The sequence below is a fragment of the Nocardioides baekrokdamisoli genome (assembly GCF_003945325.1).
GTDB classification, from domain to species: domain Bacteria; phylum Actinomycetota; class Actinomycetes; order Propionibacteriales; family Nocardioidaceae; genus Nocardioides; species Nocardioides baekrokdamisoli.
Window position 1 is genome coordinate 1,420,969 of record NZ_AP019307.1, and the last position, 14,179, is coordinate 1,435,147.

At 64.3% G+C, this 14,179-nt stretch carries 16 protein-coding genes; 4 read left to right on the plus strand and 12 right to left on the minus strand.

Annotation, left to right across the window (positions count from 1 at the left end):
- Nucleotides 1-85: 85 nt before the first annotated feature.
- Nucleotides 86-1,003: a hypothetical protein gene (locus KCTC_RS06875; protein ID WP_125567997.1), complete on the plus strand. Its 918-nt coding sequence runs from the start codon at nucleotides 86-88 to the stop codon at nucleotides 1,001-1,003.
- A gap of 55 nt (nucleotides 1,004-1,058) precedes the next feature.
- Here the strand turns inward: KCTC_RS06875 and KCTC_RS06880 are convergent, their stop codons facing one another.
- Nucleotides 1,059-1,778 (minus strand): class I SAM-dependent methyltransferase, encoded by a 720-nt coding sequence (locus KCTC_RS06880; RefSeq protein WP_125567999.1) that lies wholly within the window; start codon nucleotides 1,776-1,778, stop codon nucleotides 1,059-1,061.
- Between the two features lie 51 nt (nucleotides 1,779-1,829).
- On the opposite strand from KCTC_RS06880, the gene ppnP reads away from it, so the two are divergent.
- Nucleotides 1,830-2,135 (plus strand): pyrimidine/purine nucleoside phosphorylase, encoded by a 306-nt coding sequence (gene ppnP / locus KCTC_RS06885; protein ID WP_125568001.1) that lies wholly within the window; start codon nucleotides 1,830-1,832, stop codon nucleotides 2,133-2,135.
- A 4-nt stretch (nucleotides 2,136-2,139) separates the two neighbouring features.
- Here the strand turns inward: ppnP and KCTC_RS06890 are convergent, their stop codons facing one another.
- Nucleotides 2,140-3,246, minus strand: coding sequence for an LCP family protein (locus tag KCTC_RS06890; RefSeq protein ID WP_164512513.1), 1,107 nt, complete (start codon nucleotides 3,244-3,246; stop codon nucleotides 2,140-2,142).
- 138 nt (nucleotides 3,247-3,384) lie between these two features.
- Between KCTC_RS06890 and KCTC_RS14685 the strand changes: the two genes are divergently transcribed.
- Nucleotides 3,385-3,549 (plus strand): hypothetical protein, encoded by a 165-nt coding sequence (locus tag KCTC_RS14685; protein ID WP_164512514.1) that lies wholly within the window; start codon nucleotides 3,385-3,387, stop codon nucleotides 3,547-3,549.
- Here the strand turns inward: KCTC_RS14685 and KCTC_RS06895 are convergent, their stop codons facing one another.
- The 3 genes from KCTC_RS06895 to KCTC_RS06905 are packed head-to-tail and all read right to left on the minus strand — an operon-like array spanning nucleotide 3,550 to nucleotide 4,708.
- Complete coding sequence (locus tag KCTC_RS06895; RefSeq protein WP_125568005.1) at nucleotides 3,550-4,113, minus strand: AAA family ATPase; 564 nt, start codon at nucleotides 4,111-4,113, stop codon at nucleotides 3,550-3,552.
- A gap of 4 nt (nucleotides 4,114-4,117) precedes the next feature.
- Nucleotides 4,118-4,474: a TA system antitoxin ParD family protein gene (locus tag KCTC_RS06900; protein WP_125568007.1), complete on the minus strand. Its 357-nt coding sequence runs from the start codon at nucleotides 4,472-4,474 to the stop codon at nucleotides 4,118-4,120.
- Between the two features lie 45 nt (nucleotides 4,475-4,519).
- A complete protein-coding gene (locus KCTC_RS06905; protein WP_125568009.1) occupies nucleotides 4,520-4,708 on the minus strand; it encodes a hypothetical protein in 189 nt (62 codons plus the stop codon).
- A 185-nt stretch (nucleotides 4,709-4,893) separates the two neighbouring features.
- On the opposite strand from KCTC_RS06905, the gene KCTC_RS06910 reads away from it, so the two are divergent.
- On the plus strand, nucleotides 4,894-6,336 hold the full coding sequence (locus KCTC_RS06910; RefSeq protein ID WP_164512515.1) for a sugar transferase: 1,443 nt from the start codon (nucleotides 4,894-4,896) through the stop codon (nucleotides 6,334-6,336).
- Between the two features lie 284 nt (nucleotides 6,337-6,620).
- Here KCTC_RS06910 and KCTC_RS06915 read toward each other — a convergent pair whose 3' ends face one another.
- The 7 genes from KCTC_RS06915 to KCTC_RS06945 are packed head-to-tail and all read right to left on the minus strand — an operon-like array spanning nucleotide 6,621 to nucleotide 14,162.
- Nucleotides 6,621-7,799, minus strand: coding sequence for a hypothetical protein (locus KCTC_RS06915; protein WP_125568014.1), 1,179 nt, complete (start codon nucleotides 7,797-7,799; stop codon nucleotides 6,621-6,623).
- A 40-nt stretch (nucleotides 7,800-7,839) separates the two neighbouring features.
- Nucleotides 7,840-8,931, minus strand: coding sequence for a glycosyltransferase family 4 protein (locus KCTC_RS15250; protein WP_408636113.1), 1,092 nt, complete (start codon nucleotides 8,929-8,931; stop codon nucleotides 7,840-7,842).
- The gene (locus KCTC_RS06925; RefSeq protein WP_125568018.1) at nucleotides 8,906-10,144 is read right to left on the minus strand and encodes a hypothetical protein; all 1,239 of its coding nucleotides are present in this window, start codon (nucleotides 10,142-10,144) and stop codon (nucleotides 8,906-8,908) included. The genes KCTC_RS15250 and KCTC_RS06925 overlap by 26 nt, the downstream gene beginning before the upstream one ends.
- On the minus strand, nucleotides 10,141-10,992 hold the full coding sequence (locus KCTC_RS06930; protein WP_125568020.1) for a glycosyltransferase family protein: 852 nt from the start codon (nucleotides 10,990-10,992) through the stop codon (nucleotides 10,141-10,143). Before KCTC_RS06930 ends, KCTC_RS06925 begins: the two co-directional genes overlap by 4 nt.
- Nucleotides 10,985-12,004 (minus strand): glycosyltransferase, encoded by a 1,020-nt coding sequence (locus tag KCTC_RS06935; protein ID WP_125568022.1) that lies wholly within the window; start codon nucleotides 12,002-12,004, stop codon nucleotides 10,985-10,987. Before KCTC_RS06935 ends, KCTC_RS06930 begins: the two co-directional genes overlap by 8 nt.
- Complete coding sequence (locus tag KCTC_RS06940; protein WP_125568024.1) at nucleotides 11,961-12,785, minus strand: glycosyltransferase family 2 protein; 825 nt, start codon at nucleotides 12,783-12,785, stop codon at nucleotides 11,961-11,963. The genes KCTC_RS06935 and KCTC_RS06940 overlap by 44 nt, the downstream gene beginning before the upstream one ends.
- A 3-nt stretch (nucleotides 12,786-12,788) precedes the next feature.
- Nucleotides 12,789-14,162 carry a polysaccharide biosynthesis tyrosine autokinase gene (locus KCTC_RS06945; protein WP_125568026.1) on the minus strand — a complete coding sequence of 458 codons (1,374 nt, stop codon included), beginning with the start codon at nucleotides 14,160-14,162 and terminating at the stop codon, nucleotides 12,789-12,791.
- Between the last annotated feature and the right edge of the window lie 17 nt (nucleotides 14,163-14,179).

Below are 14,179 nucleotides of genomic sequence, written 5' to 3' on the forward strand. Positions count from 1 at the left end.
GGGGCCAGAGCACGCGCTGAACCACACGAGCCGGGCCTGTGGATAGCCGTTTGCCGCAACCGCGGACCTGTCGCACAGTCTGGGGATGCAGCGCACACCCCTGGATCGACTCATCCTCGCCCAGGACGGCGTTGTCCGTCGCGATCAGTTGGCCGGTCTGGCCATCTCCCGCGACACCGTCCGCGCCAACCTGAGAGCGGACCGGTGGGTTCGACGCAGCTCGACGGTGGTGACCACGTTCACCGGCACTCCGACCGCGATCCAGCAGCAGTGGATCGCGGTCCTGCACGGCGGTCCGGACGCGCTCCTCGGCGGCCTCGCGGCAGCAAGCGCAGCAGGCCTCAAGAACTGGGCCCGGGAGGAGATTCCGGTCTACATCCCTGCCGACGGCGGACCAGCGAGGCCGGCGCCGGACTTCGCCCGCTACATCCGAACTCGCCGCGACCTGAGGTCGTTGCGCGCCGGCCGCCCCGGCGTCCCGCGCCTCCGCCTCGAACCCGCCGTCCTCCTGTGGGCAGCGAATCAGAGCTCGCCCTCGACGATCCGCGGGGCCCTGAGCGCATGCGTGCAACAGCGTCTGACCGATCCCGCCCAACTACTGGACTGGATTGACCGTCTGGCGCCGCTGGCCAGATCCCCGCTCATGCGGGACACCCTCGAGATGATCACGGGCGGCGCCCACTCGAACGCGGAGATGAACCTCAAGCGGCTGTGCCAGCGCTTCGGGCTCCAGCCGCCGGTCAGGCAGACCAAGCGTCGCGATGCTCATGGCCACGTCAGGTTCACCGACGCGGAGTGGCGCACGGCAGACGGACGCACCGTGGTCCTTGAGATCGATGGGGCGTTCCACATGGAGGTCGAGCACTGGGAGGCCGACATGGCCCGGGCACGGGCGCTGAGCAGTCCTCTGGTGAATGTGTTGCAGTGCACCGCTGAGGAGGCCGGGGAGAGCGCCGAGTTGGCCGCGGATCTGGTTCGTCTCGGCGTTCCACGGGCGGCCTGAGGTCTCGCGTGTGGCTGAGCGGGTGCCAGGAACCCCGCTCAGCCACACAAGACGATCAGGGGCGCTGGGCGACCACGACGATCTCGGGACCAAGCGTCTCCCGTTTCTCGGCGAGCCAGGCGAGCGCCCGCTTGCCGGCCCGCGCGACCGGCGTCGTACGCCCGATGTCGATGTGGAAGTGGCGCGAGCAGGTCTCGACCACGTCGAGGTCGGCGTACGCCATCAGCTCGCGCACCTCGGCGAAGGTGTATTCGCGGAAGTGCCTCGCGTGCGGCAGTCCGGCGATCCAGTCGGGCAGTGGGGTCGCGATGCTGCGCCCCGAGATGACCCGCACGCGATTCAGGACGTACGCGGCATTGGGCGTGGTGAAGTAGAGCCGCCCGCCCGGCCGCAGCAACCGTCGGATCTCCTGCAATGAGCGCACCGGATAGCCGCTGAGGTGCTCGTACACCTCGGTCATGATGATCGCGTCGAAGGACGCGTCGGGGAGCGGATAGGGCACCTGTTCCAGATCCCATCGCACGTCGACGACGCCGTTCTCGGCGTAGAGCCGAGCCATCCGACCGGCCTCGCCGCTCCCCCACTCGTCCGGCGCCTCGCCGAGGTCCAGAGCCGTGGCCCGGTAGCCCTCTCGCGCCAGCGCGGCGATCTGGTCGCCGGGGGCAGCGCCCAGTTCGAGGATGTCGGCCGGGGCGGCGAAGTCGCGGCGCAGCAGGTCGGCCACGAAGGCGTACCGCGCCTGCGATTCCACTCCGAGGTCATGCCGTTCGCTCACGCGCGCAACCTAGCAGCCACCGGCGGCGGGGCATCGTTACGATCTGGCCTCATGAGCACGTATGAGAACGTCACCCTCGAGACCACCGCGAACGTCTACTTCGACGGCAAGTGCGTCTCGCACACGTTCCACACCGCCGACGGTACCCGCAAGAGCGCGGGCGTCATCCTGCCGTCGAAGCTCACCTTCGGCACCGCGGCTCCCGAGGTCATGGACATCCTCACCGGCTCGTGCACGGTGACCCTCGATGGCGTGATCAGCACGTACGCCGCGGGCCAGTCGTTCTCGGTGCCGGGCGACTCGAGCTTCGACATCGAGGTCGCCGAGGCTGTGTCGTACGTCTGCCACTACGGCTGAGGCGTCACTGCACCTGGTTCTGGTTGATCGAGTAGCCCGCCATCTGGTCGTGGCGCAGGTCGTACCCCAGTTCACTCATCCCGGCGGGGTCGTACGTCAGCACCTGTCCCACGCCCGGGATCGTCAGGAAGGACGTCCCGTTGTGGACGTACGGCGCGGTGAAGTAGCTGACCTTGAGGTTGTGGATCGCGACGTCGCGACCGAGCCCGATCAGGTAGCCCATGCCCATCCGCTGGTCGACGATCGTGTTCGACAGCCCGTCGCTGATCACCTGGGGCAGCTCGACCGGGTTCAGGAGGACGCCGGACTTCGTGAGCTTGCGGAACACCGCCGCCATCCACGCCTGTTGGTCGCGTCCGCGGTCGATGTCGCCGAGGGCGAGTTGGTGGCGTTCGCGTACGAAGCCCAGCGCTTCGAGCCCGGTCATGTGGTGCATGCCGACGGTCCACCGGCCGTATGCACCTCCATTGGCGCAGGTCGCGTTGGCCGGCTGCACCCCTTCGTCGTACGCCTGGGTGACGTCGATGTCGACTCCGCCGAGGTCATCGGTCAGGTTCGCGAAGCCACAGAAGCCCATCATCATCACGTGGTCGATGTGGAACGGTGGCTGCCCGGGGGCGCTGAGGAGGTCCTGCAGCGTCTTGACGAGGAGTTGCGAGGCGCCTTCGGAGCCGCGCAGGCCGGGCTGGTGCCACAGCGCGCCCCAGGAGAACGAGGCGTTGATCTTCGCCTTGTTGTCGGCCGGCGCCAGGCCGCCACAGTGGGTGGGGCCGCACGGGATCGAGACGTAGAAGTCGCGCGGGAAGTGGATCACGTACGCCCGCTTGCGGCCTTCGTCGATGTGGATCAGCTGGATCACGTCGGCCCGACCGTTGTTGTTGAGGTCGGAGAAGTCGTGCGAGTCCGAGCCGATGAGGAGGATGTTCTCGCCGGGGCTGGTGCCGGGGTCGTACGGCAGCAGGAGCGCCTGGTGGAGGTTGTGGTGGGCCCACCAGAGGATCCAGAACAGGTATGCGATCAGCAGCAGGAACAGCGCCAGCAGGGACATGAGGATCCGCCGGCGCCATCTCGTACGCCCGCTGTTGCGCTTCGCCGCGTGTCCGCCCCCCACAAGTGCAGACTGTAAAGCCTCGAGCATCGACCGCGAGTACCGCAGCATGGCTCGGGGCTGTTGTACGCACGACTCCTCACGCATCGTCTGGCGAACCGCTATGTGATCGCGGCGGACTCCCTCTATCCTTCAACGACCATGCGGACCATCACCGACGTACGCCAGCGCGACCGACTCGAGGCGGCGCGCGAGCGGAAGCGTCTGAGGCGCTACAACCGTGAGCGGCTCGTCCGCAACGCACCTCTCCTTGCCACCTCGGGCACCGTCATCGCCATCGCCTTCTGGATGGCGCTCACTCGCTGATCAGTCGGTGAGCACCTGGGGTGCCCACCGTGGCCACTCAGGCTGCCCCACGAGCGACCCGTGGACCATGGTGGCGCAGGGCCGGTAGGGACGGCTGGCTCTGGCGTTGTCGAAGAAGTGGGCCTCGTCAGCAACCTTCGCGGCCTGAGCCACCAGGTCCCACAGGCGCTCGTATCGTTCGCGGATCTTGGTCTCGGGGACGGCATGGCCGCCGTCGATGACCCTCTCTGCGACGCGCTGTACGGTGACGTCGACCGGCAGCATGATCACGTGAAGCACGACCAGGTAACCCAGCGCCGATGCGTCCGAGACGAGGATGACTTTGGACTGGTGGGAGCACACGGTCTCGGAGATGAACGACTCCCCTGCGGCCATCATCGCCCGCCGCTGCGATTCCGCGATCCGGGCGGCCTCGTAGGCATGTTCGGCCTGCGCTTCGGGCCAGAGCTGCGCTGCGATGTTGTCGGCGTTGATGAACGGGAGCCCAGAGGCGGACAGCACGCGGTTCACGTAGGTGGTCTTGCCGGCGCCGTTGGACCCGACCAGTAGGTGCAGAACCGGCACAGGGTCAGCCGATGGCCGGGCGGATGATCAGGTTGCCATCCTCGTCGGCCTCGGAGTACGAGCGGCCGGCCGCCTTGAACTCGGCCTCAAGATCCAGGCCTTCCCGCAGGGCGGCCCACCGCTCTGCCCAGTTGCCACGGACGACCGCTTGCTCGCGCTCCCCCAGCAAATCGTAGGAACCATTGCCGGCCAGAACTTGCTGAACGGCGCGGTGGTTGACCTGAGGCGACATCTCGAGTTCGCGTCCGATCCGGGCCCAGTGCGCAATTTGCTGAGGGACGGTCCGCGAAGCGCCGGGCGCCTCGGCCGCGGCCGGCTCGTAGACGTCAGCGGGAAGACGGGTCGCGGGGGTTGTACGCACGCAACGAATGTAGCACCGTGCTACATCGATCGAAAGCTTGTTGCTCTAGTGACGGGGTTCGTACTTGGAGTGCAGGGTCCACGTCGTCCCGTCGAACGACTGCCAGACCGACTGCATGTTGTGCGTCCGGTCGGCTCGCTGCTGAGCCAGCGAACTCGCATCGGCGAGCGAACGCGTGGCCGGGGACGGCGTCGGCGGAGTCATGTTCGACGCGCATGCGGTGTAGAAGGTCATGGCTCCACCATGCGCCGACCGGGGCCGATTCTCAAGCGTCGACCATCTAGTCCGAACGGACGAAACATGTCGTCCACATGCAGTTACCTCAACGTGACCTCTATCCCCCAGAATGGGGAGGCGGCGTCAGGGATGGGCGCCGTACGTACGCTGGGGAGCGGTTCGTTCCAGGCGATGGAGGACCCTTGATCTCGGTAGCAGAGGACGCAGGCGCAGCGGTATCGGTGACGCCGAGCCGCGGGACGTCGCTGCTGCCCGCAGTCGCCCTGACGATCGATGTGGTCGTACTGACGGTGGCGATGATCGCCGCGTACATCGGTCGCAACACACCCTTCTTCGGCGCGCTGCGTCAGCAGCACCTCCCCGAGATCACGCCGATCATCGGGATCTCCTGGCTGATCCTGCTGTGGGGGTACGACCTCTACAGCCGTGAGACCTTCGAGCCCGCCAGCGACGAGCTGCGCCGGCTCTGCGAGGCGAGTTTCATCAGCGGTGGCCTGGTCGTGGTCGGGAACTACCTCGCCCACCACCAGCTCTCCCGCGCCTTCTTCATGCTCGCGTACGGCATCGGGCTGGTCGGCCTCGTCCTGGGCCGTCTGGCGCTCCGTACCTTCTTGCATGCCTCTCGCTCGCGCGGTCATTTCATGAAGCGCGTCGTGATCGCCGGCGGGTCCGATCAGGTGGACGAGGTCGCGGCCGTCTTCCGTCGCGAATCCTGGGTGGGGTACGAGGTGCTCGGCGCATTGACGCCTACCGGTGTGGGCGCGACTCGTGGCGGTGTCCGGTCGTTGGGGCGGATCGATGACCTCGTGTCGGCAGTGGTCACGTCGGGTACGGACATCCTGTGCATCGCGGGCGGCGCGGGTGTGTCGGCGACCGCGCTTCGCGAGGTGATGTGGCAGTTGGAGCCGTACGGCGTCCAGATCGCTGTGGCTCCCACGATGACGGACATCGCCGCCGACCGGGTACGGATGCGGCCGATCGGCGGACTGCCACTGGTCCTGATGGACCCCGCTCGGTGGGCGGACTCCTCCAGCGGAGCGAAGCGTGCCTTCGACGTCGTGGTCACCTCGTTGATCCTCTTTGCCATGTCCCCGGTGTTGGCGGTTGCTGCGTGGCGGATCAGACGCTTCGACGGCGGCCCGATCATGTACCGCCAGCGGCGCATCGGCCTGGGTGGTCAGCCGTTCGACTGTCTGAAGTTCCGCACGATGGTCGTCGGTGCGGAGACGATGAAGGCCGCCCTCGAGGCGGAGCACGGCTCGGACGGCATGCTCTTCAAACTCAAGGACGACCCGCGGGTCACGAAACCCGGCGCATGGCTGCGGAAGTACTCGATCGACGAACTCCCACAGTTGTTCAACGTCCTGCGCGGCGACATGAGCCTGGTCGGCCCACGTCCCCAGGTCGATGCCGAAGTCGCGATGTATGACAACGGAATGGCACGACGGCTCAACGTACGCCCCGGCATGACCGGCCTCTGGCAGGTCTCCGGGCGCTCGGATCTGTCGTACGAGGACGCGCGGCGGCTCGACATCTACTACGTCGACAACTGGTCACTGGGCCAGGATCTGTCGATCTTGCGGCGGACTGTCCGTGCCGTCTTCGCCGGTCACGGCGCTTACTAGCCGCAGATGCGAGGCCTAGCGAGCATCCGTTAAGACACTCGCGCGATCACCCATTGTCGCCAAGCGACCCAGGCGTTTCGCGAGCCGATGAGACGGTCGCTCTGCGATCCAGAAGAAGAGCTCCGCGGCGATGGGCGAGGCCAGGAGCGTTAACACCAGGTGCACCAACAGGGGTGTGGTGGATCACCGCCAGGCCCTGTAGCGCGTCAAGGACATGGTTCGACTCACGCCAGCTTCCTACCTACCGGGCCGGTGTGCTCGGTCGCAACCGCCACACAGCTTTGTCACCAACCACGAACGAGCAGAATTTCCGAGACCACCAGAAGTACGAGCGACGCGGCGACGAGTGGGCGGTTACGTAACCCAACACCGCCGACCGTCATGGTCACGGCCTGCGATATCGCAAACGCCGCTAGGTACCCGGTGAAACTTGGATGCGCAAAGAGCACGGCGACCGTACCGGCGGAAACGATCATGTCGGCCGCGGCCTTTGCCATCACAGTGCGTGCCATCCGGCGCGCGTTTACTTCCCGGAGGATCAGTGGAGCTGCCACGAGAGGACAAAGCCACCAGACGATGGCAACGCCGTACGAAGCGCCTCGAAACCCAGACGTGTGCAGAAGCAATGCAATCCCAGCTGCAACGGCTGCTGCCGACGTCAGGATCAGACTCGAGCGTCCCGTTACCCGACGCTCGGAGGCCCAGTTGTAGCGGACCAATAACACCGAGTTGACCGTGATGCCAACGAATGAGCTCCCAACCTTCGTGACAAGGAAGAGAGCTGTTGCCGCACCTGCGCGGATCCCGGAAATCGCCGTGATGTAGAGCGACGGAAAGACACTGCTCGTAATGACGCCGGCGGCCAGTGCGGTGGCTTGCAATCCCTGGCTATCCGCGTCCGGCGCGACGCCATCAGATGCGTCACGAGCACCGGACCGACTTCCGAAAGTTGCCAGCGCTCCGCACGTAGCAGCCCAGGCGATCGCGGGCGCCAAGCTCAGTCCCGATCGATCTACTCGCCAGGCGATCAGGGTCGCGATGAGCATCGACACGTTTGGAGCGATCGTGAGCGAAGCAAGCCACATTGGGCTGCCTTGACACGCCATTCGAACTGCCCCGACCCCAGCAATCGCGAGCGCGGCACCGCCCAATCCGAAGATCAACGCGACCTCGCCTCTGACGAAAAGGGAGTCAGAGGTGTGCCGCGAGACGGCGTTGGCACCGATGACTACTAGCGGCAGGGCGATCGAGAATCCGGCCGCGATGACAGCCCAGCGGCGCCACTGATCGAACCAGGGCCGGCCAACGGCCAGGAGATAGACGACTCCGATCACCACGCCCGCCAACGACGCGTTCCCGATCTGCAGACCGATTGCATACGCATCGGACGTCGAAAGCCCGAGCAACGGCGTGGCAGCTAAAGCGGCGGCCGCGGCGCCTTGCGACGCAAGAGTCGCCGCCATGACGCCGCCCAAGCGCAGGTTGACCCGTCCCAGTCTCTCCCTAAGCACGGGTCAACCAGGTGTCTGCATGTAGCCGTCCATCAATGGCGGGCAACTGGCGAAGGATGCTCGACGCCGGTTCCGTATCGGCTAAGGCAGCACGCACGGCCGCCGTCGTCGACTGGCGGTCCGGCTGACTCAAGACCACATGCCCGTGTTCCAGAAGCCACGGAGCAATGCCTGTCTCCGTGGTCGTCACGATTCGGCAGCCATGGCTCAAAGCCTCCACGATCGGCAAGCCGACCTGCTCTCGCCAGCCTCCATCTCGCTCCGACAAGAGCACTAGGACCTTTGTGTGTCGCAAGACTTCGTGAACTTCGCCTCGTGGAGGGTCAATTCTGAGCGTCACTTCGGTTCGGCTCCGAGCCCACTCCGCGACCACGGCTTCAAGCGGGCCCTTCCCGAGAATGGCCAGTTCGGCATCCGGCTCTGCGGCCAAGACCCCGGGCCAGCACGCCATCAAGTTCTGGAGACCCTTACGGCGTTCGAACGCGCCAAGGAAGGTCACACGCGGGAGCCGCTCGTCGGGCAGATCGCATGCATCACAAACGGCTGACAACGCCGGAATCAGTGTGACTTCTGCTCGCGCCAGCGCCCTTGCATTGACAGCTCGGTAGAGCGCGGCGGCCTGATCAGTCCCGAATGCGATACGAGTACCGGAGGGGATGAGCCACCGGAATGCGAGCGCCGAAACACGTCGCGCGACCCACAGCGGAAGGTGGAGCCTGACGCGCAAGAAGTCGGCGACGTCAAAATTCTCGATTGCGTAATAGAGCACCCGAACTCGGCGGCGACGCACGAGGGACGAGAGGCGTAGAACCGTCACATACAGCACGAGGGACGGCCAGTTTCGGATCGCCGCCGGCTCATTGAGTTCGACTAGCTCGTAGCCTCCTGTTGCCAAAGCCCAGGCCGTCTGGAGGCGAGTAAGCCTTCGGGCGCCGACGTCTACGGCAAGCTGTGCGTCGAAGTCATATCTGCGGAGCCTGTAGATGAACGCGCCATCGGCGCCAGACTGTAGGCGTTCTAAGTGCGCAGTGCGTGCCTCATCAAAGACTCGAACCAACCTACGACGTGAAGGCAAGGCCGCCACCCCCGTCGAACGCAACCGTGGGGGCGCGCTCTCTCGCCCGAACGGTCACCGCCATGCCGAGCAGGAACCAGATCAGGGGACCGAACTGCGTAATGAGCGCCACGGTTCCAAGAACCGGAAGCTCAGCAATGAGGATCAGGTCGAGCGTCGAGGCCCGGCGCCGAGCAACCCGCACGAGCGGCGGCCCAAAAACAAATAGCACGCCGACTGCGATTACCCATCCGTAGTTGGCGGCGATATACAAGAACGTATCGTCGATCGAGGCGGACCCGCGATAGTACGGAGCCCCATTAACGACGAGGGTGTTGTTTGCGAAGCCGAAGGCGTGGAGATCAGGTATCAGCGAGGAGAAGATGTTCGAGCGGTAGTTGGTACTCGCTTGAATATCGGCACTACTCGTAGTCGACACCTGCAACAGGGTCGGCACCAGTCCGACGACAAGTCCGGTTGTCACGAGACCCGCAACGACGCGCGCGCCAGCGCCGAGGTCAGCCTTGACGAAAAGAATGAGCACCAACGCCAGGCCCGCAGCCAGGATAGGTCCGCGGCTGAGAGTCGACGCGACCCCACAAACGACGACCACCGTCATCAACGCCCGCAAGCCAATCCTGCCCTTGCCATGCCAGATCAACGGAATCGCAGCCACCAGCGCGCCACCTAGCGCGATTGGGTGGCCCCACGTGGCGGAACTCCGAGCAGCGCCTCCGCGATAGAAGACCGTCGCCCATTGGTTTTGTGCCGGAACTGGTCCTTGCAAATTGGCAAACGGCTGCCAGCCGGCAACGTATTGGATGACAGCAAAGAGAGCCAACGCCGTGAATAGGACGCACAACAACCTCGCGACCCAATCCGTCCCCGGTACGTCAGCCATCGCGCGACCGAAGACATACGCAGGGAGCCACTGTAAGAGCATCTCCGCCCACATCGACTGCGACCCTTGTCCAAACCAAAAGACGACCGTAGCTAGGACGAACAGCCCGGCAAGTACCGCGTCCGTCCGAGCCGGCACGATCCGTCGTCGCAGGATCGACGGCGCGAAAATGATCGCGGCCAGGGTGACAGGCGGCAAATACGCACCGATCTTGAGGCCAACCCAATGAGGCACTGCTACGAAGATGACGAGCCATGCAGCACTAGCGACGCGCGGATCCAGGACAAGCAGTAACGGAACGAGCACGAGCAGGAACGGGATCGCGAGTAGAGCCGTCGTCATAGCGCGCTCCAGTCGGAGCCCGTGGAGCGCGCCTCACGCCAGCCGCGGATCGCATCGCGCACAGGACCGATTCCGTTTCCACGAAGCAGATTGCTGAGAACGTTTCGAACGATAAGCGCAGGGACACTGAAGGTTCGGCGCAGCCAACCAGCCCACCTGGAATAGAACATCTGAAGGTTGCGCGCCTGGTAATAGGCGGGCGTTCCGTTGGTCGTCTGCGAGGCAACCGCTCCGGGCACCGACAGCACCTCCCACCCTCCAGCGCGAAGACGGACGTGGAATTCCAGTTCCTCGACATACATGAAGAAGGCCTCGCTCATCCCGGCGCCATAAGCGTCAAGGCGATACATCACCGCCGCGCCGTCCAACCAGTCCCTCGCGACGACGTGCGCACCACCCAACGACTGCCGATAGTGTCTCGGGAGGCCGAGAATCCGGGTGAATCCACCCCCTGCCGACCACAAGGGACCATCCAAGGCCCCCTGCCGCAGGATCGGCCCAACTGCGGCAGCGCGCGGCCGCTCCACCAAAGTCCGCGACAACCGGTCGAGCGCCCCATCGGCAAAACGGACCTCATGCGTTGCGACGAGCGCGTACCGAAGGCCCAAGTCCATCAATAGACGTGTCCCTGTGTTGACCGCCGCTCCATACCCGCGGTTAGGAACGGTAACCAATCGGACCGCCGACGGAAGGAGTCTCCTCAGGTCGCTGGCGAGCCCCGCATCCTCGCTGTTGTCGACTAGGACCAAGTGTTCGGGAAGCACACCACTCTCCAGGATGTCCCCGACCGTGTCGAGCACATCTGGGAAATGCCGATGGTGCACGACGACCGCTCCGACCTCACGCATAGGCGCTCCACTGCGAGCGGTGGGCCTTGGCGTGCGCCAAGCCGATCGGATATCCGCACATCTTGGCAACGTCTCCAATGGCGACAACCACAGGCACGAGCGCCAGCGCCAGCATCCATCGGGCACCGAAGACGCCCCGCCGTGCAAACACCCTCGCAGCGAACTTCCGACTGTAGATCGACCCAAGGACAGCAAGCAGGAGCAACCAGTACACCGAAACGGCTACCGAAAGAGCGACGAGCGCAGCCCCGACGGCGTAAGCCGTGTAACGCGCCGCGTGTCGACGGCGCCAAAGACCGGCTTTCCCGTCACCGCGCGCATACCGAAAATACTGTTTGAAGTACGCCGAAAACGTGCCTCTGGCATCCCAACGAGCAATGGCTCCCGGAGCAAATTCGAATCGCGCGCCGACCTTCTTCAGCATGAGATCAAGCACGAGATCTTCACAGTAGTCGAGCCATTCGGGATATCCGCCGACGCTCTTCAGGATCGAGGTCCTGAAGATGACGGAGCGACTCGATGGGAGGAATGATTTTGGATCAATCTCAGCAAGCAGCGGAGTGATCGTTACCCCGATCACCGACTGCTTGAAACTCCCCGGGAGCGGCTCGAAGAAGCCCGCCACAACGTCAACGTCTGGCGCAGTACCGTTCGCTAGTTCCTTGAGCCACGTTGGATCAAGAGAATTCCCGGCGTCCGTGACCGCGACCCACGAAGCTTCGCACTCTGCCAGAGCGATGTTGCGGCCGCGGGATATCGAAGCCCCGTGGGAAACGATCACTTGGACTTCGAGATCGCTAACCTCGGCCCACTCGCGCAACGCCTCGACGGTGCCGTCGTCTGAGCCTGCGTCAACGATAACCACTTGTGAAGGGCGAAACTCCTGCGCATCGATGGAACGCAGAAAGGAATGTATCGAACCCGCTTCGTTGTAGACCGTTGTCAACAGGGCAACCCTCGGGATCTGTTCAACTGACACGGGGGCCTCCACCAACGGCTCGATCAGCCTCACGCATGGTCCGCCCCCGGGGCCCGATCGGAATCAAGCAATAGGGATGGGAGGCGTAGAATTTGACGGCACTCGAGAATTCAATCTTCCAAATCGCGGATGACCGCTCGTGGACGGTGGCCCGGCTCCAGCCGTGAGTCACCTTGACGTCGCCGAGCACCTCGGTTCGAATTCCCTTATTCAACGCTCGCAGGCAAATGTCAGAATCCTCGTAATAGATGAAGAACTGCTCGTTCCAGCCACCGATCTCGTCGAACACTTCGCGCGTAGCAAAGACCGCCGCACCCATAACCCAAACGACATTTTCGATGCCACTACTGATGACACGACTGTACTTTTGGTTGGCTCTGGACGACGGCCTGAACATGTGGGCCAACTTGCGGTGGGGATACGGCGCTCCTCGGCCGTTCTCCTGTGGTGAGCCATCAACGTTGACGAGCTGGGGGGCAACGAGGCGCCTGCCCCCAGCAGCGCGCTCAGCCAGCGCACGTACCGCAGGCTGCTGGATCGCGACGTCTGGATTGACGAAGCCCAATACTGACCCGCTAGCAGCGCGCGCCCCAACATTGTTAGCCCCAGAAAATCCGAGGTTTGTTTCGAGCCTGATCACCCGAGCACCAAGGTCGCGTGCGACCTGAGCCGAGTCGTCGGTCGACGCGTTGTCTACGACGATCCACTCTGCGCTGCCGTCCCAACCGCTCCAGTATTCGAGGAGTGCGGCGCGGCTGTTGAAGGTGACCGTAATGATGCTGACAGTCGGCTCGTCAGCGTCCGCCCAGTTCAACTTTCAGTCCTGCGCCGACGCGTCAGGGGAGTAGCCGTACCCGTAGCCGTATCCATACCCGTAGCCGCCGCCCTTGGCGGGCGCCATGTTGAGGACCACGCCGACCAATTTGCCGTCGACATGCTCAAGGCGCTCCTCCGACGAACGAACCTGATCACGGGTCGTCTTTCCGTGCCGGACGATGAGAATGGCACCGTCAGCTTGAGCGGCGATGAGCGCGGCATCAGTTACCGGAAGCAATGGCGGCGCGTCGATGAGCACTACTTCGTAGCGGTTCCGAACGGTCTCCAAGAGGTCTGCCATTGCCTGAGACTGCAACAGCTCGGCCGGGTTCGGGGGAATCGGACCTGATGCCAGGAAATCGATGCCAGTGGCCGTGTGCCTCTGGATCGCATCCTCGAGCGACACTTTCCCGACCAATGCAGTGGTCACCCCGACCGCGTTGTCCAGGCCGAGGCGGGTCGCTGCGCGAGGCCGCCGCAGGTCTCCCTCGATCAGAAGCGTGCGCACCCCCGCCTGAGCGAGGGAGAGGGCGAGATTGATAGACGTGCTGGTCTTGCCTTCTTCTGGCACTGCGGATGTCAACACGAATACCTTGTGCGCGCTGTCGACGTCGAGGAACTGAAGGTTCGTCCGCAACATCCGGAACGCCTCAGCACGCGGACTGTGGGCCGCGATGTCCGTCAGCAAGGGCTTATCCTTCGTGGCGCTGTCAAAAGCGATCACGCCAAGAACTGGCTTGTCGGCCACGCCGCGGAGGTCTTCCGTGTTGCGGATCCGGGTGTCGAGCGTCTCCCGCAGAACCGCGATGCCGTAGCCCACCAAGAGGCCAACCACGATGCCGAGCGCGACGTTGAGTTTGGTGTTTGGCGATGCCGGCGTGGTTGGAAGAGACGCGTGGTCGAAGATTGTCGCCTTGATCGGAGCACGAGTGGCGCCGGGCGGGGTCGTCAGGACGCGCACCTGATCAAGCAGCGCCTGGGCATAGCCCTCTGCCAGTGTCTGCGCGCGGCGGGGATCCGGATCCGTGACAGTGATGGTGAGATTCGACGTCTGCGGGACGACGGTGGCTTTGACCTCGCCTGCGAGCGTCTTGGCTTCCATCACGATGCCGGTTGAGGAGGTGACCTGCTTAGCGAGATCGAGGCTGTTGACCAGATTGGCGAACGACTGCGAACTCTGCAAGGAGGACTGAACACCTTGAAAGACAGCTGTGGCGTCTCCCTGCGGCGCGGACACAAACAGCCGGACGCTGGAGGCGTACTTCTTGGTCGAGACCAGTGAGTATCCGAGGGCAGCGCCGCCCACCAGCAGGCCGATCAACAAGATCGAGATCCAGCGCCGACGCAGCAGCCGCAGATAGTCCTTCAGTTCCACAATCAACCCTCTCTGAA

Bases quoted from the DNA above. Each gene is read 5' to 3' on its own strand.
- KCTC_RS06915 (WP_125568014.1), bottom strand. From the start codon at position 7,799: ATGGCGGCGACTCTTGCGTCGCAAGGCGCCGCGGCCGCCGCTTTAGCT.
- ppnP (WP_125568001.1), top strand. From the start codon at position 1,830: ATGAGCACGTATGAGAACGTCACCCTCGAGACCACCGCGAACGTCTAC.
- KCTC_RS06875 (WP_125567997.1), top strand. From the start codon at position 86: ATGCAGCGCACACCCCTGGATCGACTCATCCTCGCCCAGGACGGCGTT.
- KCTC_RS06905 (WP_125568009.1), bottom strand. From the start codon at position 4,708: ATGACCTTCTACACCGCATGCGCGTCGAACATGACTCCGCCGACGCCG.
- KCTC_RS06930 (WP_125568020.1), bottom strand. From the start codon at position 10,992: ATGCGTGAGGTCGGAGCGGTCGTCGTGCACCATCGGCATTTCCCAGAT.
- KCTC_RS06925 (WP_125568018.1), bottom strand. From the start codon at position 10,144: ATGACGACGGCTCTACTCGCGATCCCGTTCCTGCTCGTGCTCGTTCCG.
- KCTC_RS14685 (WP_164512514.1), top strand. From the start codon at position 3,385: ATGCGGACCATCACCGACGTACGCCAGCGCGACCGACTCGAGGCGGCG.